Raw genomic sequence first — 22,513 nt, 5'->3', positions numbered from 1 at the left:
GGCAAGCAGCCCCGCCTCAACCATCCAGGGAGAAACCTTCGATGACGCTCAAGCTTATTTGGCACGGACACGGCACATGGTCGCTTCATACCGCAGACCACAAAATCTTGATCGACCCGTTCTTCTCAGGTAATCCGGTAGCTGATATCGCGGCCGATGCGGTCGAGGCCGATACCATCTTGCTGACGCATGGCCACGGCGATCACGTCGGCGCGAAAGGGGATGGCAAGTACGACATTGTCGAGATCGCCAAGCGAACCAAAGCCCATGTCGTAACCATCTACGAAACGGCCAATTGGTTGTCGGCCCATGAAGTGGAAGGCGTCACCGGGATGAACCTCGGGGGAACACTTAAGATGCCGTTTGGCTCGGTGACCATGACATTGGCTCTGCACAGCAACGGCCTGCCGGATGGAACCTACGGCGGCATGCCGACTGGGTTTGTTGTCGAAGCGGCTGGCCGGAAGATCTACTTCGCTGGCGATACGGCCCTGTTCAGCGATATGAAGTTGATCGGCGACATGGTCCTGGACGCCGCGGTGCTTCCCATTGGTGACCTGTACACCATGGGCGTCGAAGATTCGATCCGCGCCGTCAAACTGCTTCAGCCAAAGCAGGTTATCCCCGGGCACTACAACACGTGGCCACCGATTGAACAAGATGCCACGGCTTGGGCCAGCAAAGTCCGTCACGAGACCAACGCCACACCCCACGTTCTAGAACCAGGGCAGACGTTGGAAATCCATTAGTGGTTTTCAAGCCTAAGCGGCTGGTAAGCTACGCCGCTTTCGAGCCTTGGTCTTCGTGTTTGCCTGCTGCAAGGTGCGACAGGATGTAGTCCGCACCACGACTGGAAGCCCCTTGGCCAACGACACGTTGCTTCAAGGTGCGCAGTTGCTCGACCGTCTTGCGAGTCGAGCTTGGCTCCTGCAGCCAGGCCGCGATTCGCTTGGCCATGTCGTCGCTACGATTGCGGTACGTCAGGTATTCCGGAAAGACCACCTCGTCGGCTCCCTGGGCATCGGGATCGTACGTGAAGTAGCCGTTTTCGTAAAACAGGTCGTTCCGCGAGAGCAGGTTCACCAAGGTGATGTACTTCACCTTGCGAAAGTGACTTTGCACCCAGTGAGCAAACGGGCTGATCTTGTAGTGCACCACCGAAGGCTTTTCGTGGTACAAGAGTTCCAGCGAAACCGAGCCACTGCAAGCCAGGCAGCAGGTCGCGCTGTGAATCAGTTCCGGTGTCAGGTCGACATGGACTTCGGCTTCCACGCCGGACGCCAGCACGTGCTCGAAGGCCAGTGCGGCGTGTTTGTCGTTGAATGCGGCAATGGCGAAGCGAACGTTGGGTACTTCGGCTTTGATCTTCTTGGCGGTTTCCAAAAAGACCGGCAAGTTCGAGCTGACTTCCTGGCTTCGCGAGCCTGGCAGTAGCGTGACCAACGGTGTGGTGTTCTCGTTTTGTTGGCGGACAAAGTCGGTGTCGAGGACCTGGTGTTCCAGTTCGTCGAAGTAAGGATGTCCGACGTAGGTCGCGTTACAGTCTCGCTCGCGGTACCATTCTTCTTCAAACGGAAGCTTGCAGAGCGCGTGATCGACCAGCCGACGCATCTTGTTGACGCGCCATTCGGCCCAGGCCCACAGCTGAGGTGTCCCGTAGTAGAAGACCGGAATGCCGTGCGCTTTGGCGCGCCCGGCAATCCACCAGTTGAAGCCTGGGTAGTCGATCAGGACGACTGCGTCCGGCTTGTGTTCGCGAAAGTATCGATTGGCCCGCAGCATGAGGCCAATGAAGTTGTGCAGATTCAACAGCGCGCGCAGGAACCACATGATGGCCCAACGCGTCAGGTCCTCGTGAAGTTGGCAACCGGCTTCGGCCATCTTAGGCCCGCCGTAGCCAACGCACTTAATGTCTGGTCGGCGCGACTTGAGGGCACGAATTAAATTCGCACCATGCAGGTCGCCGCTCGGTTCGCCGACGCTGAAAAATATCTCCATCGGTTCCGTCAACCTTTTTAGCCCGCCTTGCGTCTTGATTCGTCTTCGAAGAACGCGACTCGCAGATTCGGATGGATATCTGCAGGCCCGTTTGCTTCGCTGAAATCGACTTGGGTCCATCGCTGCTGTAACCAGCGGTGCCCGGCCCAATCTTTCCAGGACCAACAATCGGGAAGTGGGGAGGAGTCTGTCGGCTGGCCACCGATCGTATGAGACGGACAAACGGCAACCCGGTACCCTTGCATGCCAACCAGTAAGGGCAAGCCGCGGCTGAGCCCTTGAATCTGTGGCAAGCGGGCCAAGGCTTCACGGCGTGCTCCCCACACCAGCCGCGAAACGTCCCATCGTGTATTACCTCCCATGCGCCGCGATAGCCAACCGGGAACGATTCGCATACCTGGCACATGTTCTTTGCTTGCCGAAACAAGCACTAAATCCTGCTGGATCAACTGCTGCAACAATCCGTGAAGCATGCCACGCGGAATGCTGGTCTCGGCCGGCAAGTGGACAATCAGTTCTCCTTCGGCTACCTGAGTCCCGCAAAACAGGGCCGATGAATACGTCCGAGGCCGATGTATCTCGACGCGCCGAATGCCCTCCCGTTGGTCAAAAACCTTCGGGGTGTCCTGGCTATCGGCGGACAGAGATAGCAGAATCACTTCGCTGGTCAGGTCACTTGCGCGCAGGATGTCCGTCATCGTTTCCACCTGCTGACGGATCGATTCGTTCCAATCGGCGTAGGGAATAAATAGGGACAACTCGCGCATACAAGGGCTCACTACGAAGCGAATCCAGGGAAATAATCGGGCGAGAGTATGTCAAAACGAGCCAATCACCGACAGGCCAGTTTCCAAAGAGAAGTCCCGACTGCTAGCAGCTGCCCCTGGCAGACGCCGTAACTCCGCAAGAAACAGTCACTTCAAGCCGGTCTGGGAAAGATTTGTATCGGTGATATCATCGGGAGGTGACGATAGTAAAACGGAGCGAGCACCTTTATTGAAAAACCATCTGACAGCTCGCCATGGGGCTTATTGATGAACGCTTTATCGCTGATTGCACAGAACGCCGGCTTCCTGCCAACTCGTGGCTCGATCATGATCGACTTCGTCGCTGCGGCGATGTTCGGCATTATCTTGGTGTTGGGAGTAAGCATCTACCTGGTGCGTTATCGCCGTCTGTACCAACTGCACAAGTGGATTCAGATTGTCACTGGCGTGGTGCTGCTGGTCGCGGTGACGGCCTTTGAAGTCGACGTTCGCTTCTTCACCGATTGGGAAGCGTTGGCCGAACCGTCCAGCTTCAGCTCAGGCACCGTTCACGGACTGCTGTACTTCCACTTGCTGTTTGCCATCCCGACGCCCTTGTTGTGGATCTTCGTCATCTGGCACGGCATCACCAAATTCCCAAACCCAGCCGAACCCAGCCCCTACAGCCAGACTCATATCTTTTGGGCACGCCTGGCCGCCATCGGCATGCTGCTGACGGCGGTTACAGGGTGGGTATTCTATTACGCGGCATTCGTGGCGTAGTAAACGGCGTAGCCGATCCCCGTTAATAAGCCTACGATGACCGCGCCGATCACTGTTTGAAAAATGGCGATGATGAGTGCTCGCGTAATCGTTGTCGCCAGAAACGGTAACAACATGATTGCCATCAGAATAGTGTTGCCGACCAGGCTGATGACGACCAAAAGGAAACCGTGGAATTTATTCTGAAGGTCCAGGTCTACATAGCTGGCGAACCACGGCCCGGCGAAAAGCCAAAACAGGTTCACTACGACATAGGCCCCCACCATAAACAGGTAGGTCGTGAAGAAAGATTGTTCTCGAACAGCGCCATTATCGCAATAGTATTGTTCCATACCTTGCTGTTTGACCTCCTTAGGAACCTTCACGAACAGCTTGTTAAAGAGCCTAATCCCAGCCCGCAGAAAGTAGACATGAAAGACAGCAATCAAGGGGACAGAGCAAATTCCAAGCATCAGAAGTTGGTGTTCTGGTTTCACGTTGCGACTCTTAGGGTGTCAGGAACGATGCTAGAGCGGCTGATTGTAAACTTCTGAAAGTGACGTCGAAACAGTTAGATTCTGTTTCTCGCCCACAATCACGACCAAGAACAAAACCGGCAGAGTTTCATAGAATATTGGCTCAATCACTCCCCGGTATTTACAATGGGGCTCTCTCTTCTATCGAATACGCTTCCAATTCGAGAGCCCACATGAAGACAACACTCCTGGCTATCCTCTTCACGCTTCTGACCAGCTCGCTGTTCGCGGCCGAGCGTCCTAATATTCTGCTCTTTACCGCCGATGACCTGCACGCGGGATCGCTTGGCGTTTACGGTGGTAAACCGAAAGACCTCACGCCGAATCTCGATGCCTTTGCGGCCGAGAGCATGAAGTTCAACCGGGCTCATGTGAATGCCGCGATCTGTGCCCCGTGCCGAGCGATCATCGCGACGGGGCGTTACAGCCATCGCTCCGGCGCGATGGGCTTCATGCCGGCTCGGGAAGACGTGCCGGATATCGTGAACACATTGCAAGCGGCCGGATATCACGCAGGTATCCTGGGCAAGGTTCCTCACTCGACGCCGAAGAAGTCGATGAACTGGGACTACGCGTTCGATCAAAAGGATCTGGGCAACGGACGCAATCCACAGATTTACTACGAGCGTGCGAAGACCTTTCTTAAAGAGTGCAAGGATGCGGACAAGCCGTTCTACTTCATGGTCAACTCGCACGATCCGCATCGTCCGTATTGCAATCCAGAGAAGCTCACCAAGGGAGCCGCTATGCCCTCGAAGGTGTACATGGCGGAAGACGTCGACGTGCCAGGCTTCCTGCCTGACCTGCCGGGCGTTCGTGAAGAACTGGCGACCTACATGAACTCGACCCGGCGGCTCGATGATACGTTTGGCAGCGTGATGCAGGCCCTCGAAGAGTCCGGCGAAGCCGACAACACGCTGGTGCTGTTCATCACCGATAACGGCATTGCCGTTCCTTTCGCTAAGTGCAACGCTTGGTTCCATAGTACCCGCAGTCCGCTATTAGTGCGGTGGCCAGGACGTATTCAGCCAGGCTCGGTCGACGATCAGAATTTCGTCTCGGTCGTTGACTTCTTCCCGACGTTCCTCGATGTAACTAAGGCCGCTGGTCCGGAAGGGCTCGACGGTCGTTCGTTCCTGCCGCTTCTCAAAGGCGAGAAGCAAGAGGGGCGTGAATACGTCTTCACGCAGATCGACTCCAAGGCCGGCGGGGCTGCCGTGCCGATGCGCTGTGTGCAGAACGAAAACTTTGGCTACATCTACAATCCCTTCAGCAACGGCGAGTACTGGTATCGCAACAACAACGAAGGTAAGACGATGGCCGCAATGAATGAGGCCGCCAAGACCGACCCAGCCATCCAGGCCCGCGTCGATCTTTTCCGCTACCGTGTGCCGGAAGAGTTTTACGATTTGAAGAAGGATCCAGACTGCTTGCACAACTTGATCGACAACCCCGAGTATGCTGACCAGATCAAAGAGCTTCAAAAGCAGCTGGTCGCTCACATGAAAGCAACCGAAGACCCAATGCTGGCAGCGTTCGCCAATCGCGACGATCGCGCGAAGGTCGATGAGGTGCTCAATGCGACCTACGGCAACTGGAAAGCGAAGGGGATGCGCAGGAAGAAGTAGCCACTGATGGAAATTCAACTCACGGACGTCCGGTTTGAAGATCTGAGCGAGATTGCCTGTCGCTTCTAAATCGGGACGCATCAGGGAACATCGTACCCACGCAAAGTCTTGGTAATTCAATTTGCCGGGACTTACCGCGTGGGCTCGTCCGGAAACCCTGACGCGAGCTTCATGTTTGCCATGGGAAATGCGGCCGTCGAGGCATTCGGGCCCGGTGCGGTTGTTCTGGATATGTCCCAGTTGGCCTACGAGTGGGGTGATATGCTCGAATGTGTCTTCGACATCGGTGGCCATCTGCGACTTCCCTCGTCCGTCATTGTGGGACCGCAATGCCGCGAGGCCATTGGGACCCTTTGCTTCGGGATAAACTCGAAGGAAGATGCCTGTCAGCGGGACGAGATCTTCGATACGCTTGAGGATGCGTGGCAGTACGTAACCAACAAGCTGGATGAAATCGAAGATCAACGGACATGAAAATCACCATCGTTGGCACCGGTCGCGTCGGAGCAGCGATCGCGTTCGCGGCAACCATCAATCCCATGGCCAGCGAACTGCTGCTCTTAAATCGCACACGAGACACGGCCGAAGGCGAGGCGATCGATCTTTCGCATGCCACGGCCACCCAAAACAGTAGCATGCGCATTCGGGCTGGTGATATCGCCGATTCGGCTGGATCGGATGTGATCATCTTCACCGCGTCGGTTCCTTACGGCGATCCCAATCGCAAGCGGTCGGCACTGGCCAGCGACAACCTGGCAATCCTCCAGCACTGGATCCCTCCACTAGCCGAAGCCAGTCCTGACGCGATCATCATCATGGTCAGTAACCCGGTCGATGCAATGACCTTCGCGGCGCTGAAGCTCTCGGGATTTCCGCCTCATCGCGTGCTAGGAACAGGAACGTTGCTCGATAGCGTTCGCTACCGCGCGATGCTGTCGACCGAACTCGAAATCCACGCCGACGACATCCGAGCCTACATCCTGGGGGAACATGGCGACACGCAGTTCGCGGCGCATTCGTTGTCGATGACCGGCGGCGAGCGTTTTTACCCAAGTGATATGTCGCGACGTCTATTCGAGAAGACCGTAAACGTCGGCTACGAAGTCTCACGGCTCAAAGGGCATACCAGCTACGGCATCGCGCTTGGGACGATGATGATCCTGGACAGTATCGTCTACGATCTTCGTCATACGATGCCGGTTAGCGTGTTGATTGAAGACTACTTCGGCGTGAAGGACGTCTGCTTGAGTTTGCCGGCGGTCATCGGTCGGCAAGGCATCACACGCGTGCTACGGCCGCCCCTTTCGGAAGACGAACAGGCCGCGTTCAAACGCTGCGGAGAAGCAGTTGGTAATTGCATTCGCGGCATGGGCACGATCATGGAAGATCGAAAATAAACGACGTCTGCAAACGGTTGGCGGCACCGATATCGCCGTTGATATTCTCGCGGATACCGTACAGGTATTCGGTGCCAATGCGAATTCGATCGGACGGTTGCCAGATCAAGTTAACCGCCAGGTAGGTCGTCTCGTGGACATCATCGCCATCTTGCCCTGGCAGGTTATCCAGTGTGTTTTCGGCGTACGTGAAGTTCGACGCCCACTCGTCATTCCATTCGTGCGTCATCCCGACCATCCAGCCAACCATGCTTAGCAGATCACTCTGGGTTGCCGAAATCGGAGCGGCATCCGGAAGGTCACGGTAACTGCCGATCCCGTCACCAAAGACGATCTGGTAGTAGGCCTTGGTGCGGGGACGTACGAGCATGGCTCCCGTGAAATTGAAGCCCCACGCATAACGCGTAATCACCTCTTCGCCGTCCGGCTGAAAGCCACCGATGCGATGTAGTGATGCAACCTGGAACTGCCCCCATTCCTTGTCCCATCGCAAGTGCCCGACAAAGTCCGGGGAAGGGGAGCGTGACTCACCCATCACGCCCATCGGAACATCGATGATGAAGCGGGTATCTTCGACCGCGACAGCCAGCTCAATATCTTCCCGCAGGAAGAAGGTCGTCCAGCGAGCCTGGGCCTGACGGCGATTGACCGCCGAGACTGAGCCTTCAAAGTCGAGCGTTGCAGGGGCCGCCGAGGTATCGGTGAACGTGGTAAAGGTTCGTCCGACTAGCAGGTGCCCCGACTCGCCATAGGCATGTCGCAGGCGAAACTGATTGTCATCGCTGAAGAAATCCCCTTCGACGTAAATGCGAACGACATGATTGTCGGTCGCCAGCCAGCGCGTATCGAAACTCATACGCGTCTGCCGAGCATGAAATCGGGAGTTCGTTCGTGGTGGTGCACCGACCGGGATATCGGTCGTCACGAAGGAATCGGTCGAGTCGATCGGATCGAAGTCGTAGATGAAGTCGGCCTTCACGTAGCCGCCAATTTTCATGGCGACGTTATTGCCGTAGAGGATCAATCCATCGTCGAAGGATGGAGCCGAGTAAAAGTCGAAGCCAATATCGAGCCGGCGCGAATCACTCATGAACTGCTGGCCCGAGAAGTTCTGCAGAACGGGATCCATGGAAACGACCGTCTCGGCCGCCGGCTGCAAAAACGTTGTCGAGACCGGCAACAAGTTCGGAGGCTGCGGTGGCGTCAACTCGGTTGGCTGAAGGTTGGCCGCCGCTGTTACCACCGGCTGATAGTGCGATGCCAGCATTACTTCGCCTGCCTGTGAGGTGACGGCAAGCGGATAAGCGAACTGCTCGCCAAAGTTGGACGTGACGCTGGGATAGGCTTCTTCCGCATCACGAAACCAGTCGTCGGCCTGAAGACAACTTGCCGATATCCAAACGACCACCACAACCAGGCAGCGAGCCCAGTGTATGCCTGAGGTGACAGGCCGCGGTGTTTGGAAATGGTGAAACATTGTCTTCATCAGACCGTCGTGGTGAGCCGCATTGGGATGCCTCCGTCCCTCCGCTTCTGCTGGCATTGATAGCATTGGCAGGCGGGAAACTTCGGATCACATCCTTTTCGGTATCGCAAACACCGGTTGGTAATCTTTAACGACTTTGCGGATTACGGAAGAGATTCACCCAGCCTGGTATCTGGACGGATTGAGCGTCTCGTGGAAAGCGAGTAAAGAAAATTTATGTTTCTAGGAATATTTCTTTCGGGTTAGCACGAATCCCCTAAGGGTAGATAGAGTCTGACTTTACGCTCTTTCTATTGCATTGCTGAAGATGGTCGCCTTAGCTTTATCGGAGCCGTCTTTAGTGATTGGTTTTAGCACCTTACGAGGTGGTCGAAGCCGCTTTTCCTTTTCCTTATCCTTTTCTCATTCTTGTCTTGCGGTTGTAAAGGAGTTGGTATGTCCCGTCGTGGATTTACTCTCGTCGAGTTATTGGTGGTGATTGCGATTATTGGTGTGCTCATCGCACTGCTTCTTCCTGCGGTGCAACAGGCTCGCGAAGCTGCCCGTCGCATGGAGTGCACAAACAAGATCAAGCAGTTGCTGATCGCCTCGCACAACGTGCACGACACCTATCGTGTCTTCCCACCAGCCGGTGGAAAGTCGGGGGCACACAACGCTCGTGTCGAACGAAAGGGGCCGTTCCATAACCTGGCCGGATCGTTCTTCTTTCATATCTTGCCGTACATTGAAGAGAACGCCTTGTACGACAAGGCCATTGCCGCCAGCGGCAACATGGACAGCACAGTCAATAGCCGCCGCGTGAACAACTACATCATCGAGGCCTTCCGTTGCCCCTCGGCCCGCAGTCCGGCTGCGTCGACCGGCTATGGATATCCGACCGGCCCTGATGGGACGCATGCGATTTCGAATTACGGTGTGAATTACATGGCGTTCTGCGAAAAGTCCAACAACAACCAGGAAGGGGCATCGAATATCGCATCGATTACCGATGGTCTGACCAATACGGTCTTCTTTGCCGAACGTTACGGCCAGTGCACCTCGAACCGCTCGAGCCTGTGGGCGAATTCGTCCGGAACATGGGCGCCCCAGATTTGCCGTGGTCGCAATCCGAACAATGCGACTTGTCCTGTCTTTCAAGTGACGCCGATCTATACCAGTGCCGGCGACGCCAGCAGCGGGGGCAGCTCGCCACATCCAGGGGCGATGAACATCGGCCTGGGAGACGGCAGCGTCAGAAATGTAGCCGCCACGATCGAAGCGGCTGTCTGGCACAATCTGACTAACCCAGTCGATGGCAACGTGGTTGGTGAATTCTAGTCGTTTGCGTTTACACCTCTGATTTCAACCACCGCGTCCTTCCCAAGGGACGCGGTGATTCTCTCATTCTGTAAAGGATGGAACCATGAAAGCCAATGTCCTTGGCTCGCTGTTGTGCGCTGCCGTTATGTTCGTGTTGCTGGCTGGTTGTACCGCTGAAAGCAAAACATTCACAGGCTCGGTTACCTTAGATGGAAATCCGCTTGATAGCGCCGGCGTCAAACTCGTTTCCAAAGATAGTTCGGCTCGCGGCGAGCATTTCAGCACGACCGATGCCGCCGGCAAGTTCACGATTCAAGAAGACCCTAACAATCCGCTTTCGCCAGGGGACTACATCGTGGTGGTCGACAAAGTTCCGCAGGAAATGGGAGGCAAAAGTGTCGTTCCCAATCAGTACCGCAGTACGGAGACAACGCCGATTACCTTGACCATCGCACCCGAAAGCAGCGAGATTCCCCCGATCACGATTTCGAGCAATTAAGTCTATTAAGGGATGTTATATGATGCGTGTTCTGACATGCATATCAAAATAATATCCACCTTATTTATAGTGTTGCTTCAATACGGTCTCTCGATCTGATACAAATCGTATCCACTGGGCGATCGCGATGTGCGTTTGCCCACATTGGTAACGGTGCATTGGACTGCGAGAGAATCGAAATGAGTGGGAATTTGCCTTTGGCGATTATTGGCGGCGCCATCGCTGCGGTGGTAGGGGCTGCCATTTGGGCGACAGTCACCTTGCTGACTGGCTATCAAATCGGCTTCATGGCGATTGGCGTCGGTTTTCTCGTCGGCATTGCCGTTCGCCTGGCAGGCCAGGGAGGTTCTCCGGCGTTTGGCGTTGTCGGCGCGCTCTTCGCACTTTTCGGGTGTGTGCTCGGCAATTTTCTGACCGTGATCGGTGTGATTGCGGACGGGGCTGGGGTTGGTTTTTTTGAGGCCCTGATTAGCTTCAATTACGCCCATACCTTCGAGGTTCTGTACGCGACCTTTTCGCCGATGGATCTCCTGTTCTACGGAATTGCGATCTACGAAGGCTTCAAGTTTGGAACCATGGAAGAAGAGTAGTGCTGGCCGCACCTTGGCTAACTTTCCCTCATCGCTTATTCCTGTTGCCCGCCGGTAGTTACTGCCCAGCAGCTCTTGCGGTTCATCGAAGTGTTAGCTTTTTGCTCTTCGATAGGAACCATTCGTATGTCTGCTAAATGGGCTCTCAGCCTGCTCGCGATCGTGATGTTGTGGACCGTTTCCCTCACGGCTCAAGCGGATAACCTACCGCCAGCGGCCAAGCTCGACGCGCCGCTACCTGACGGTTGGCCTGAACCATCCGCCCCTGGTGAGATCGAAGTGAAACAGTATCCGGCCTATCGTAGTGCGGTGGCCAAGAGCGGTATGAAGATGGACCGTGCCGATGGGATACTCTTTTGGCAGTTGTTTGCCCACATTCAAGCCAACGAAATCGCCATGACGGCTCCCGTCGTCAACACGTACAATACGTCCGGCGAGAGTGATCAAGTCGAGATGGAATTCTTGTACCGCACCACCAAGCAAGGCGAAGCCGGCAACGGTCTTGGCCAGGTTAAGGTCGAAGACCATCCAGAGCAAACCTTCGCAACGTTGGTCGTGCAAGGCAAGATGAACGCCGAGGTGTACCAAACCTCTTTGAAAGAGCTCCAGGCGTGGCTCGAGAAGAATCCCCAGTGGAAGCAAAATGGAGATCCTCGTCGCCTCGGCTATCACGGCCCGATGACACCCCAGGCAAAACGTCTCTGGGAGGTTCAAATCCCCGTAGAAGCAGTGGAAGCGAAATGACCCAGCGAGGGCTATGAGGGACTAGCTCAGGATCAAGAAGGATTCGTCTCATCCTTCAGTCTATGCAAAGTCACCATGATATGTTCGAAGAGTGCCAAAATCGTCTGTCGATGGAAATAGTTGTTCATTCGTTCGCTGAAGTAGGTCTCAGTATCTCGACTGGCGATCTTATCCGAGATCTCTGCAAAGCGTTGAAGTAATTCGTGGACTTCGAATGATTCGACGGCAGAGGAAATGTCTTTTTCCCAAAACGTGTAAGCATCGATACCGCAGCAACCGGCGTCACACTCTGTTTCCAGGCGGTTCAGAAAATCAGCAACATGCTTAAGATCACCGTCGAGTGGTTCTGCCTGCTGCCAGTCGGAATTACGAAACTCGATCCACCGGCCTTCGCCTATTGAAATGTCATTTGGATTTGGTTTGGCCATGGCGTCAAGTTGTTGAGGGATTCGTTCCTTCGACTAAGCGATAGATGATTGCCGTGTTGGCGAGCGATATACGATTGAAATGCAGAACTACTTCCCGAATACGGCGGACCAAACCGACAGCCGCTGAACGGGCATTGCCTGACCTCTACGTTGGCCAAGTTGACGATTAGAGACCAGATGGATGATCGTGGTCATGATCATCGAGTTCCTTGGTAACCTTCTCGCCTTGAACGCCGGCGTAGAAGACGATGATCTCGGCATCGGTCTTGCCGTTGTTCTGTCCCCAGTGCGGCTTCTCAACCACTTCGATTAACGAGTCGCCGGCTTTGAGCTTTAAGGTTTTCCCATTCTCCATGTGCACGTCGAGTTCACCCTTGAGTAGAACCCCAGCGTTGATCACCGTGTGCAGATGCAGCGGCGTCTTCGAGCCAGCGGGAATCACGATCCGCAGAATGGTGATCTCCGGTTGCCCCTTCGGGTAGGCCGGCAGCGGCTTGCCATCCCAGGCATCGACCGACTTGGCCAAAACGGTGACTTTCAGCGGACCGCCTGGATCGTGAGCCCAGACCATGCTCAGCCCACCAATCACAACCAGTCCAAGAGAAATCATCCAGGGGCGTGTGAACCAGTTCATCGGAAACCTTTGCAAGTAGTGTGGCCGAGAGGATTAAACCGATCGCGATACGCTGCGAGTGTAGCATTTTTTGGGTGACACGGCGGGTAAAAATGATCTGGCGGACGGATCACCCTGATCGGGATGGTATGTGAGATAAGATGTCACGATCTATTTGCACCAGGAACGGCCCACGAATCTTGCTGGTTTCCCTAGGTCAGGACTCGACTTTGGTGATTTTCCTTGACTATGCTGGAGAGAGTTCGCCTTCTCAATCTTCCCTCCATTGGTGATTGCTCCCATGCTCATCTCCCTCCGCAATGGCCTCCTCCTGGTGGCCGCTCTTGTGTTGTTTGTTGGACTGAAACCTGCCGTCGCCCAGGCCCAGTCGCCTGAGGCCACCGAGGCCGACTCCGGCAAGAAGCTGCGTATCATTTGCTTCGGCGCCCATCCGGACGATGCCGAATACAAGAGTGGCGGGTCAGCTATCAAGTGGGCCAAGCAAGGGCACCACGTGAAGCTTGTCTCGGTAACCAATGGCGACATCGGCCATTGGCAGATGTCCGGTGGTGAACTGGCCCAGCGCCGCGCGGCCGAATCGGCGGAAGTCGCCAAGCGGATGGGAGTCACATCGGAAGTACTCGACATTCACGACGGCGAACTGATGCCGACCTTGGAGAACCGCCGGAAGATCACGCGTCTGATCCGCGACTGGAAAGCCGATATCGTGATCAGCCATCGTCCGTGGGATTACCATCCCGATCACCGTAATGTCGGTGTGCTTGTGCAGGACGCGGCGTTCATGGTGTTGGTACCATACTTCTGTCCCGATACGCCGGCGCTTGAAAAGAACCCGGTCTTCCTCTATTCGAGCGACCGTTTTCAAAAGCCGTATCCTTTCCGTCCCGATGTCGCCGTTTCGCTGGACGACGTGTTCGAGGAAAAGGTCGACGCGTTGATGGCCTTGGAATCGCAGATCTTTGAAGGGGGCGCCCTGGGCAGTCCTGAGTTTGTGGCGAAAGTCCCGCCTGCCTCGCAGCCAGAACTGCGTCGCGCGTACCTGCACGATCGCTGGGTCAAACGCCAAGGGGGCGAAGCCAAGCAGTACCGCGGCCTGCTGCAGCAATGGTACGGAGAAGAACTCGGCAACAAGATTCAATTCGCCGAGACCTTTGAGGTGTGCGAATATGGTCGCCAGCCAACCCCGGAAGAACTGCGGGAACTATTTCCCTTCTTCCCTGCGCGGTGAGTGACTCGTTGCCTCGTTCATCCAACGCCAAGCTGCCGTGCGATACTTGCTCGGCAATAACGGCCAGCGGTCGTTATGGGGATGCCTGGCGTGCTGGTGGGGGAACTCTCCGAAGATCGACCGCGTGTTGATTGGCAGGAACGTGAATGCTTGCTGGTCGCCTAGTACCGACTCGACCAACTCCTTCGTTGGTTCGATATTGCCGTTCTCGCACACCAGGTAAGGTCGGCCAGCGACGCGCTTAAGCCGCTCGCTGGCCTGCTTGCGGTAGGCTTCCAATGGGCTACCCCATTCAGTTCCCCGCCAGGAGCGTACGCCGTCGAAGTGATCGTGCGTGATGAAGCCGGTCCAGAGTTTGGCGACTTCGTCATCGTGCAGCCCCAGGAAGTTCACGCCAATCGCCCCACGCGAGAAACCACACAAGTAGACCGCATCGGGATTGGCATGAAACTGCTCGATGATGCGGGGGACGTTCGTCTTGGCGTAAGCAGCGGTTGCATCGACATCGCCCCACCAGGTAATTGCGTTCGACTTGCCATCGGGCGCGATCATCGGCAGAACGACCCAAATGAACTGGCCGCCTGAGAGTCCATAGCCGAGGCCCGCGTCCTCGACCTTGCCGGTCGATCCCGCAGCCGGGTAATAGTTGCCGGTGTATTCAAAGATGATCGGCAGCCGTTCTCCTTCGGCCGACCATTGCTTCGGCAAGTAGACGGTATGGTGGACGTCGGTATCCGCGTATTCGATTGCCTGCTGCCGCGAACGCACGCCAGCTTTCGGTTGGCCCTCTACGACTTGCGGAAGGGTTAGCGTTGCCGTTGATTCTGGGGCTAACTCAGCTGCATGCGCATGGGCGGCCAGCGCCAAACTAAGCAGGCAACAGCCGACCAGGAGCGTCTTATTGGGAAAGCGATTCATGCCTGGTTCACGACTCTTGGGCATACTCTTTCCAATCGGCCAGGCGTTCATCCAGAACCGGTTTCAGTAGGTCGTAGTTGGCCCAGCTATCTTCGATCTCATAGATACTGTCGACATCTTCCGCGAGAAGTTCTTCGTAGTCTTCGATATACTCGCCGGCTTCCATGTCAAAGTAATCATCGGTGAACTCCTGACCGGTCTCGTTGAGTTCTGAGCTGGTGAACTTCCCATCGCAGGCCGCCATGAAGAAGGCCCCCGGCGTGATCTGGCGAGCCTTGAGCTTCTCGACGAGCTCTGTGAAATCCTGCTCGAACTGCGAACTACCCAAGCCCGACAATACTGCCCAGGCCACGAACATACCGATGTGCGTACCGCCTGCTTCTTCGGACAGATCTTTGGGGAAGTTGTCCGAACCGTAATGCCACGAGGCGTCGTCGTATTTCATGTTTGCAGTCTCTTGATGGGGTTGATATCCTCGCACAGACGCGGGATTTGCTGCATCCATGCGAATGATCGGGGGTCGGCATTTTTTACCATCGCGAGCTGGCGCATTCCAGCATTTTCTCAAGCGATCGATGCCAAGTCATCGAGGGGGCCGAATGTTCTACAAACTCGAAGACGACGTCGACACGTACGGCGGATTCTTTTGGGAAGACAAGTCGAACTACATGGCTTTTATCTCATCCGATCCACTAGGCCCCAAGTGGAAACCGCCGGCAATCATTTCGCCGGGGCTGCCGAAAAAGATATTGAAACTAGGTCCCCCCGACTTCGGCAGTGTGAGCCCGGGCATGTACCTGTTGAAGCCCCACGTCTACGAAGCACTGCAGCCCCTGTGGGAAGATGCCGGCGAAACCTATCCGGCGGAAACGAGCCGCGGACCATACCTGCTGTTTCATGTCACCAAGCAGGTCGATTGCCTTGATCGAGATCAATCGAAAGTCTGGTACTCCGACGAAGAGCGAACTAAGGTCCGGTCGGTGAGTCGTTATAAGTTTCATGAAAAAGCGATGCAGGGAAGCAGCCTTTTTCGCCTCCCCGAAACGTATAGGCTCGAGGCGTTCACATCTCAACAAGTGAAAGATATCGCTTTGGCCGAAGGCTTCACGGGCTTCTTTTTTGAAAAGTTGCGTCTGGCGGACTAGGACAAGCCCTGGTCACGTTTTGTCCTTGAGTGCGCATCGCTTGTTCAACTCTCCCTGCTTGCCAAGTTAAAAGCGTAAATTTTTACGGTATTGCCGTCTCGTCGCCCCTCTGCATGGGGTCATTGTGGAAAGTCGCACCTTAAAACGTCTTTTATAAAGTGCCCTTGTCCTTTAAAAGCCGACCATTCTTGTATATTATTCACTGCTCGCTCAGCTGATAGCACTGCCATTAGAGGGCAAACGTGATCCCCGCAGCGAGCTGATTTGGGCAAATTCCGCCTGCCTTTGCATCCCCAACCTATCCTTCCCATAACCGAGGAGGTCGCACGTGAAGCGTCGTACTTTCCTCGCGGCCGGCCTCTCGCTTCCTTTGGTGATGAGTGGAGTGCTGCCGCGCAGGGCACATTCCGAAACCATCTCCGATTCGCCCACTTACGATCTGCGGGGCGAAACGCTGGTCCGTGACATGCAGCGGCGCTGCTACCGGTACTTTCTGGAAGCGGTCGATCCCAAGACGCAGCTGGTGGCCGACCGAGCGGCGGCGGACGGAAGCAATTACAGTCGGCATGCCAGTAGTGCCGCATGCGGTTTCGGCCTGGCCTCGCACGCGATCGCGGCCCAGTATGGGTGGGCTCCGCGCGAAGAGATCCGAAGCCGAGTGCGGACCATGCTGCATTCGCTCAATGAACTCGCCGCGCACGAAAAGGGTTTCGTCTATCACTTCTTCGATATCAAAACCGGCAAACGAGCGATGCGCTCGGAAGCCTCGTCGGTCGATACGGCTTTGATGCTGGCCGGCGCGATGTCCGCTTCGGTCGCTTTCGAGGACGATTCTGAAATCGGCCGCCTGACCGATCAGCTTTACAACCGCGTCGAGTGGTCATGGCTGTTGGGTGAAAACGGTTGCCTGCACATGGGCTACCTGCCCGAGATTGGGATCTTGCCGCATCAGTGGGATCAGTTCAGCGAGCATCTGATCTTGTCGCTGCTGGCCATCGGTGCGCCTTCCAATCCAATTCCTCCATCGAGTTGGGATGCCTGGCGACGCGAACCGGTGCTGAGCTTCAACGGCCAGGAATTCCTCAGCTACCCGCCGTTGTTTGTGCATCAGTATCCGATGGCCTTCTTCGACTTCCAGAGCTACCGCGCCCCCAGTGGTCGCAGCTTCTGGAACAACGCGAAGATCGCCCATCACGCCCACGTCGACTTCCTCACGAAGCTAGGCCAGAAGTATCCCGAACGGATGGGGCACTACGGCGCCGATCTATGGGGCATCACCAGCAGCGACAGTCAGCATGGCTATCGCGATTGGGGCGGCCCTTATAAGAACGACCGCGTCGAGCCTGATCGCGAAATCGACGGCACAATCGTCCCGAGTGCCGCCGCCGGCGCGCTCGCTGTGATGCCGCAAGAAGCGCTGCGTACGCTCGAGTACCAGAAGGCTCGCTTCGGCGAAAAAATCTACGGGCACTACGGCTTCGTCAACGCGTTCAATCCGGCCAACGGCTGGGTGAACTCCGACGTGATCGGCATCGATACCGGCATCTCGCTGGTGATGGCCGAGAACATGCTGACCGGCGGTCTGTGGAACCTCTTCATGCAGCACCCGGCTGCCCAGCGCGGGTTGAAGCTGGCCGGCTTTACGCCCACCGGGACGACCGTGCTGACCAGTAGCAAGTAACTGGCTTGCTACTCGTTATGATCCACCGCCGCCTCGCCGCTGGTGGTCTGAACCTTGTTGATTCCTTCTTCCGGTTCGAAGGGGATATTCGCCGGAATCGTCAGCCCGCCCGAGAGCAATAGCTTCCAGACATCTTTCGTGGGCCAGTCGGTGTAGACGATCTTTTCTTCCGGCACCACAAGCGTATAGCCAGACGGCGGGAACAACACCAGCGGAACGTACACGGCGACCAGCGTTCGCCCGTTGGGCTGCTTGCTTTTGGTCATCAGGTACCCGGCCATGCGGGCATCGTTGTGGGGGAAGGGCACAAGAACCACCGTGTTGACATTCGCCAGACCCGGCGGGCCGGTGAGCGCCTTGGCCGTATCGCTGATGGCCGAATAGATAGTGTTCACGCCAGGCACTTTGCCGAATGCCCAGTCCAAGAAGTTTCGTACCCGCGTGCGGAACAACAGCCCCATGAAGAATAGAAACACGAGGCCGGCGATGATCGAGACGAATGGCCCCCAGTAGTAAATGAACAGGTCCTCGAACCCCTTGGGAAGCAGCAGCTTCGCCAGCGGCGTGACGACATAGTCGTTCATCAAGCTGAAGATGTAATGCACGATCGCCAGCATCACGGCAAACGGCAGAACCAACACGATCCCGCCAAAGATCGTCCGGACGATCCAGCCGAGAATGCCGTTGTTATGGGGTTCTCCCGGTAGATGAGACGGTTCGTTCGAGCTGGACAAGGGGCACCCCACACGGTGAAAGATGTGACTCGCAGAAGGGTTTACCTTACTGTCTGACGTGGGCGCGACTCAAGTGAGAAGATGAGGGAAGGTCACGACAGGATGATTCCCCTCGGACAAGACGTGCTGGAACAAAAAAAGCCAGGACCTCGTCGAAGAGAGTCCTGGCCTGGGTTAGGAAGCCGACAGTGAATCAGCGACTAAGTACGCTGCCCCGATTACTTCGACGTCAATTCAAAGTCGGCGTTCGTTTCATGGGAGTCGACGGTCACCGTCAACTCAGATTTCGAGTTGTGCTTTTGCGGCCGGCGAAACACTTGGCCATAGGACGAGCTCATGGAGAAGAGACAGTTGAGTAGCTTTCACTAAAGCATATTTTGCGGAGGATTTTTGGTAACCTCACGATTTCACGCCGAGTACGATTGTTTCACATCGGGCAGAAGTTTAGCGAATCGGGCGGATGCGTCGCACATCGATTGCGAAACAGAATTCGTTTTCACGAGAAGCATTCGATCGCGCCGGTGCCACACGTTACCATGGGCACTGCTTTGCATCCGTGAACTGTATCCACCTGAATAAGCTGAAAGCTGCCGCATGTCGAACCCTTACTCGAGTCCTGATTATCATGCTCCATCGTCTGGCCGCCCGCCTGAAGTGAAAGCCCCGGCGATTGCCTTGATGGTGGTCGCGGGCATTGCCATTGTCGTCGGCATCTTTAGCCTGCTGGGCGATGCCTTCCTGCTGTTCTCAGGTGCGATCGCACAATTGGAAGAGATGAACGACGGCCCAGGCTCCAAATACCAGGACATCTTCATCCGCACGATCTGGGGCCTCATCCTCATCGCCGCCTCTGCCTACGTCCTGTACGGCGCGATCCAGATGAAAAACTTCACCAACTACACCGCGGCTAAGACTGCTGCGATCATCTCAGTAATCCCATGCCTCGGCCCATGCTGCTTCCTGGGCATCCCGTTTGGCATCTGGGCCTTGGTGGTGCTGTCGAAGCCTGAGGTTCGGGATTCGTTTCGGTAGAAGGTTTAGGTGAATTGAACTACGGCTAAGATGACAACAAGTTCACGAAAGTTGCTATGATATATCTCACGCAATCGAAAGCTGTGGACACTGTACCGAAGAATTATTCCGAAGTAATAACAAGTCTGACATCAAAGCTAAGTCTTCGTACTTGTTAAACTAGCCGCGAGGTTCTATGCCGGAATTTGCAACTCTCTTAACCGAACTCGAAGTAAGAGCATTGAACCTGTTTCAGTCTCTGTATACGGAAGAACGAAAGCTTTTAATTGAAAAAGCAATTACACTTTCGCATGAATTCGATATTGCCCATTCGGGGTCGTGGCTCGGTTATCACTCTCTCGTTTATTATGAGGGAATCGAAAGGCCGCCATCAGGGGCATTCTTTGACCGCCAATGGGGTTTGCAGGATCGATTCAGTAACTCAACTGAAGGTGATTGGGTAAAGTATAGTCATAGTGAAATTTACGACTATCTAGTAGCGCAGCTAGGCAAAGCCGATTTTGAGGAGATACTTGATGTCGCCAAGGAAAATGCGGCGGAAATTGACGATCTGAGAGAAGACTTGTTAGCCATCATTGAAGCGTGCCTTTCCAATGCTAGTGATCAATATCTTGAAAAGGTAAAGTCACAAGTTGATAAAGCACGCATGGTTCCTCAAGAGAAGTTTTGTCGATCGATTGCACCGCCTCCTCCGCCAATTACACACGACCATACTGCGGTATCAGGGGGGACTGTTGTGCCTCCACATGTGACGTTTCGGGCTTCTCTTCAATCGGTTCGTACTTTACTTGAAATCCCTCAAGACCTTGCGAAGATTGCACGACGGACTAACAATTATCTCAAGTCGAAAATCGAGACGAAGGATTATCTAATGGGCGATCAAACAGGGACCAGGGTATTCATCGGCCATGGTAAGTCTACGGCTTGGTTAGAACTAAAGAACTATATCCAAGATCGCCTCGGTGTTACATGCGATGACTTCAATCGACAGGCAACGGCTGGACAAACAACGATTTCGAGACTGACGACCATGCTCGAAGAAGCATGCTTTGCTTTTCTTGTGCTAACTGCCGAGGATATTCAGAAAGATGATCGAGTACATGCTCGATTGAATGTCGTTCATGAAGCGGGTTTGTTTCAGGGAAAGCTTGGTTTTGAAAAAGCGATAGTTATGCTTGAGAGTGATTGCGAAGAGTTTTCAAATATTCACGGTCTTGGTCAGATACGTTTCGACAGCGGAAAGATTAGTGGGGCTTTTCATGAAGTTGCTGATACCCTAAAGCGAGAAGGCGTAATTTCGTAACACGCCAACTCGCAATGTGTGATAGTTTTCTGTAATTAAAAAGAGCCCAGGCAACACGTTGCCTGGGCTCTTCGCATTTCAATTTGTAACGGGCAATCAACCTACCCGCTAATCCGGTTCACCGCGTCCAAAATCGCATGAACCGTCGCTTCTACCGTATCGGTCGAACTGCCGCGGCCGCGGGCCGTTTGTTTGTTCGATTCGATTTCGACGGTGACTTCCCCTAGGGCGTCTCGGCCCAAGGTGGCGCTGTGGACCTGGAAGTCTTTGCAGGTGATCGGCACGCTCGTGATGCGTTCGATCGCCCAGAAGGCGGCGTCGATCGGGCCGTCTCCTTCGGAGATTTCGGCGGTCTCGGTTTCGTGGCCGCGACGCAGGGTCATCTTCACGTGCGGCGGCTTGCCGGTGCCGTGGGTGACGTCCAGGCTTTCGAGCGTCCAGCCTTCGCGAACTTCGCCGCGGATTTGCTGGTCGCAAAGCGAAGCGATGTCGCCGTCGTAGATGTCCTTCTTCTTATCGGCCAGCTTCTTGAACTCGTCGAACACCTCTTGAAGCTGTTCGGCCGAGAGGTGATAGCCGAGGGCCTTCGCGCGATCGGACAACGCTGCCCGGCCGCTGTGCTTGCCGAGAACCAAGTCGGTCTTTTCGAGCCCGACGTCTTCCGGCCGCATGATCTCGTAGGTGGTCGGCTCTTTGAGCATCCCGTCCTGGTGAATGCCTGACTCGTGGGCGAATGCGTTGCGGCCGACGATCGCTTTGTTCCGCTGCACCTGAAGACCGGTGATGTTGGAAAGCAATCGGCTGGTCGGCACCAGACGCTTGGTGTTGATGCGGGTGCCGATGTTGTAGTAGTCGTGCCGCGTGCGAAGGGCCATGACGACTTCTTCGAGCGAGGCGTTCCCGGCTCGTTCGCCGATCCCGTTGATGGTGCACTCGATCTGCCCGGCACCTGCTTCGACGCCGGCCAAGCTGTTGGCGACTGCCATGCCCAGGTCGTCGTGGCAGTGGACGCTGATGACCGCCTTGTCGATGTTGGGAACGCGGTTCTTCAGATCGCTGATGACCTTGTACATGTGATTGGGCGTGGCGTAGCCGACGGTGTCCGGAATGTTGACTGTCGTGGCCCCGGCGTCGATCGCCGCTTCCACCACGCGGCACAGGAAGTCTGGCTCGGTGCGGGAAGCATCTTCCGGCGAGAACTCGACGTCGTCGCAGAAGCTGGCGGCCAGCTTCACGCCGTCGACACCGCGCGAGACGATTTCCTCAGGCGTCATCCGCAACTTGAACTCGCGATGGATCGCGCTGGTTGCCAGAAAGACGTGAATCCGCGGCTGCTCGGAATGTTTTAATGCTTCCCAAGCGCGTTCGATGTCTTTGGGGTTACAGCGAGCCAGGCCGCAGATCGAGGCGCCTTTGATGTTGGTGGCGATCTCTTTGACCGATTCAAAGTCGCCAGGCGAAGCGATCGGGAAACCGGCTTCGATGATATCGACGCCCAGGTCTACCAGGGCCTGGGCGATCTCCATCTTCTCGGCGCGGTTCATGCTGGCCCCAGGCGATTGCTCGCCGTCACGGAGCGTGGTGTCGAAGATTTTTACAGTCGGGGTACTCATATTGGATTCGTAAGTCGTTCAGAAGTGATTGTGTGATGTGTGGGAATCGAAAAATCTCACTGCCGGCCGCAAGCCGGCCCGGCTAGGAGGAGGATCGACACACTGGCCACTC

General features: G+C 55.5%; 24 protein-coding genes. 14 read left to right on the top strand and 10 right to left on the bottom strand.

Going from position 1 to position 22,513, the window contains the following annotated elements:
- The first annotated feature begins 41 nt into the window (after positions 1-41).
- The gene (locus PSR63_RS04795; RefSeq protein WP_274331201.1) at positions 42-749 is read left to right on the top strand and encodes a metal-dependent hydrolase; all 708 of its coding nucleotides are present in this window, start codon (positions 42-44) and stop codon (positions 747-749) included.
- 28 nt (positions 750-777) lie between these two features.
- On the opposite strand, the gene lpxB is transcribed toward PSR63_RS04795, so the two are convergent.
- A complete protein-coding gene (lpxB, locus tag PSR63_RS04790) occupies positions 778-1,998 on the bottom strand; it encodes a lipid-A-disaccharide synthase (protein WP_274331199.1) in 1,221 nt (406 codons plus the stop codon).
- 17 nt (positions 1,999-2,015) lie between these two features.
- A complete protein-coding gene (locus PSR63_RS04785) occupies positions 2,016-2,765 on the bottom strand; it encodes a hypothetical protein (RefSeq protein WP_274331198.1) in 750 nt (249 codons plus the stop codon).
- Positions 2,766-3,032: 267 nt separating this feature from the next.
- Between PSR63_RS04785 and PSR63_RS04780 the strand changes: the two genes are divergently transcribed.
- The gene (locus tag PSR63_RS04780; protein ID WP_274331197.1) at positions 3,033-3,527 is read left to right on the top strand and encodes a DUF420 domain-containing protein; all 495 of its coding nucleotides are present in this window, start codon (positions 3,033-3,035) and stop codon (positions 3,525-3,527) included.
- Here PSR63_RS04780 and PSR63_RS04775 read toward each other — a convergent pair.
- Positions 3,506-4,003 carry a hypothetical protein gene (locus PSR63_RS04775; RefSeq protein ID WP_274331195.1) on the bottom strand — a complete coding sequence of 166 codons (498 nt, stop codon included), beginning with the start codon at positions 4,001-4,003 and terminating at the stop codon, positions 3,506-3,508. The genes PSR63_RS04780 and PSR63_RS04775 overlap by 22 nt on opposite strands.
- 212 nt (positions 4,004-4,215) lie before the next feature.
- On the opposite strand from PSR63_RS04775, the gene PSR63_RS04770 reads away from it, so the two are divergent.
- The 3 genes from PSR63_RS04770 to PSR63_RS04760 all read left to right on the top strand — a co-directional run bounded on the left by PSR63_RS04770 (position 4,216) and on the right by PSR63_RS04760 (position 7,067).
- The gene (locus PSR63_RS04770) at positions 4,216-5,670 is read left to right on the top strand and encodes a sulfatase family protein (protein WP_274331193.1); all 1,455 of its coding nucleotides are present in this window, start codon (positions 4,216-4,218) and stop codon (positions 5,668-5,670) included.
- Between the two features lie 108 nt (positions 5,671-5,778).
- Positions 5,779-6,144: a hypothetical protein gene (locus PSR63_RS04765; RefSeq protein ID WP_274331191.1), complete on the top strand. Its 366-nt coding sequence runs from the start codon at positions 5,779-5,781 to the stop codon at positions 6,142-6,144.
- On the top strand, positions 6,141-7,067 hold the full coding sequence (locus PSR63_RS04760) for a lactate/malate dehydrogenase family protein (protein WP_274331189.1): 927 nt from the start codon (positions 6,141-6,143) through the stop codon (positions 7,065-7,067). The genes PSR63_RS04765 and PSR63_RS04760 overlap by 4 nt, the downstream gene beginning before the upstream one ends.
- Here PSR63_RS04760 and PSR63_RS04755 read toward each other — a convergent pair.
- A complete protein-coding gene (locus PSR63_RS04755) occupies positions 7,048-8,553 on the bottom strand; it encodes a DcaP family trimeric outer membrane transporter (protein ID WP_274331187.1) in 1,506 nt (501 codons plus the stop codon). The two genes, PSR63_RS04760 and PSR63_RS04755, sit on opposite strands and share 20 nt — an antisense overlap.
- A gap of 435 nt (positions 8,554-8,988) precedes the next feature.
- On the opposite strand from PSR63_RS04755, the gene PSR63_RS04750 reads away from it, so the two are divergent.
- The 4 genes from PSR63_RS04750 to PSR63_RS04735 all read left to right on the top strand — a co-directional run bounded on the left by PSR63_RS04750 (position 8,989) and on the right by PSR63_RS04735 (position 11,685).
- Complete coding sequence (locus tag PSR63_RS04750; protein WP_274331185.1) at positions 8,989-9,870, top strand: DUF1559 family PulG-like putative transporter; 882 nt, start codon at positions 8,989-8,991, stop codon at positions 9,868-9,870.
- An 85-nt stretch (positions 9,871-9,955) separates the two neighbouring features.
- Complete coding sequence (locus tag PSR63_RS04745) at positions 9,956-10,351, top strand: hypothetical protein (protein WP_274331183.1); 396 nt, start codon at positions 9,956-9,958, stop codon at positions 10,349-10,351.
- Between the two features lie 179 nt (positions 10,352-10,530).
- Complete coding sequence (locus PSR63_RS04740; RefSeq protein ID WP_274331181.1) at positions 10,531-10,941, top strand: hypothetical protein; 411 nt, start codon at positions 10,531-10,533, stop codon at positions 10,939-10,941.
- Between the two features lie 126 nt (positions 10,942-11,067).
- A complete protein-coding gene (locus PSR63_RS04735; RefSeq protein ID WP_274331179.1) occupies positions 11,068-11,685 on the top strand; it encodes a heme-binding protein in 618 nt (205 codons plus the stop codon).
- A gap of 32 nt (positions 11,686-11,717) precedes the next feature.
- Here PSR63_RS04735 and PSR63_RS04730 read toward each other — a convergent pair whose 3' ends face one another.
- Complete coding sequence (locus PSR63_RS04730; protein ID WP_274331177.1) at positions 11,718-12,113, bottom strand: DUF6331 family protein; 396 nt, start codon at positions 12,111-12,113, stop codon at positions 11,718-11,720.
- Positions 12,114-12,279: 166 nt separating this feature from the next.
- Positions 12,280-12,747 carry a cupin domain-containing protein gene (locus PSR63_RS04725; RefSeq protein ID WP_274331176.1) on the bottom strand — a complete coding sequence of 156 codons (468 nt, stop codon included), beginning with the start codon at positions 12,745-12,747 and terminating at the stop codon, positions 12,280-12,282.
- A gap of 280 nt (positions 12,748-13,027) precedes the next feature.
- On the opposite strand from PSR63_RS04725, the gene PSR63_RS04720 reads away from it, so the two are divergent.
- Positions 13,028-13,975 carry a PIG-L deacetylase family protein gene (locus PSR63_RS04720; RefSeq protein ID WP_274331175.1) on the top strand — a complete coding sequence of 316 codons (948 nt, stop codon included), beginning with the start codon at positions 13,028-13,030 and terminating at the stop codon, positions 13,973-13,975.
- Here the strand turns inward: PSR63_RS04720 and PSR63_RS04715 are convergent.
- Positions 13,949-14,917, bottom strand: coding sequence for a hypothetical protein (locus tag PSR63_RS04715; protein ID WP_274331174.1), 969 nt, complete (start codon positions 14,915-14,917; stop codon positions 13,949-13,951). The two genes, PSR63_RS04720 and PSR63_RS04715, sit on opposite strands and share 27 nt — an antisense overlap.
- The gene (locus tag PSR63_RS04710) at positions 14,901-15,338 is read right to left on the bottom strand and encodes a DUF7832 domain-containing protein (RefSeq protein ID WP_274331172.1); all 438 of its coding nucleotides are present in this window, start codon (positions 15,336-15,338) and stop codon (positions 14,901-14,903) included. The genes PSR63_RS04715 and PSR63_RS04710 overlap by 17 nt, the downstream gene beginning before the upstream one ends.
- Before the next feature lie 154 nt (positions 15,339-15,492).
- Here PSR63_RS04710 and PSR63_RS04705 point away from each other — a divergent pair, with 154 nt between their 5' ends.
- Positions 15,493-16,038, top strand: coding sequence for an imm11 family protein (locus tag PSR63_RS04705; protein ID WP_274331170.1), 546 nt, complete (start codon positions 15,493-15,495; stop codon positions 16,036-16,038).
- Positions 16,039-16,366: 328 nt separating this feature from the next.
- The gene (locus PSR63_RS04700; RefSeq protein WP_274331168.1) at positions 16,367-17,719 is read left to right on the top strand and encodes a glucoamylase family protein; all 1,353 of its coding nucleotides are present in this window, start codon (positions 16,367-16,369) and stop codon (positions 17,717-17,719) included.
- Between the two features lie 8 nt (positions 17,720-17,727).
- On the opposite strand, the gene PSR63_RS04695 is transcribed toward PSR63_RS04700, so the two are convergent.
- A complete protein-coding gene (locus PSR63_RS04695; RefSeq protein WP_274331166.1) occupies positions 17,728-18,453 on the bottom strand; it encodes a DUF502 domain-containing protein in 726 nt (241 codons plus the stop codon).
- Positions 18,454-19,047: 594 nt separating this feature from the next.
- On the opposite strand from PSR63_RS04695, the gene PSR63_RS04690 reads away from it, so the two are divergent.
- Together PSR63_RS04690 and PSR63_RS04685 are read left to right on the top strand one after the other, a co-directional pair.
- Positions 19,048-19,485, top strand: a complete 438-nt coding sequence (locus tag PSR63_RS04690) for a hypothetical protein (protein ID WP_274331165.1) — start codon at positions 19,048-19,050, stop codon at positions 19,483-19,485.
- A 175-nt stretch (positions 19,486-19,660) separates the two neighbouring features.
- Entirely contained in the window at positions 19,661-20,788 is a 1,128-nt protein-coding gene (locus PSR63_RS04685; protein WP_274331164.1) for a nucleotide-binding protein, read from the top strand.
- Between the two features lie 101 nt (positions 20,789-20,889).
- Here PSR63_RS04685 and PSR63_RS04680 read toward each other — a convergent pair whose 3' ends face one another.
- On the bottom strand, positions 20,890-22,401 hold the full coding sequence (locus tag PSR63_RS04680; protein WP_274331163.1) for a 2-isopropylmalate synthase: 1,512 nt from the start codon (positions 22,399-22,401) through the stop codon (positions 20,890-20,892).
- Positions 22,402-22,513: the final 112 nt, after the last annotated feature.

The sequence above is a fragment of the Bremerella sp. P1 genome, from assembly GCF_028748185.1.
Taxonomy (GTDB): Bacteria; Planctomycetota; Planctomycetia; order Pirellulales; family Pirellulaceae; genus Bremerella.
This window is presented reverse-complemented; position numbering and strand designations above follow the sequence as displayed.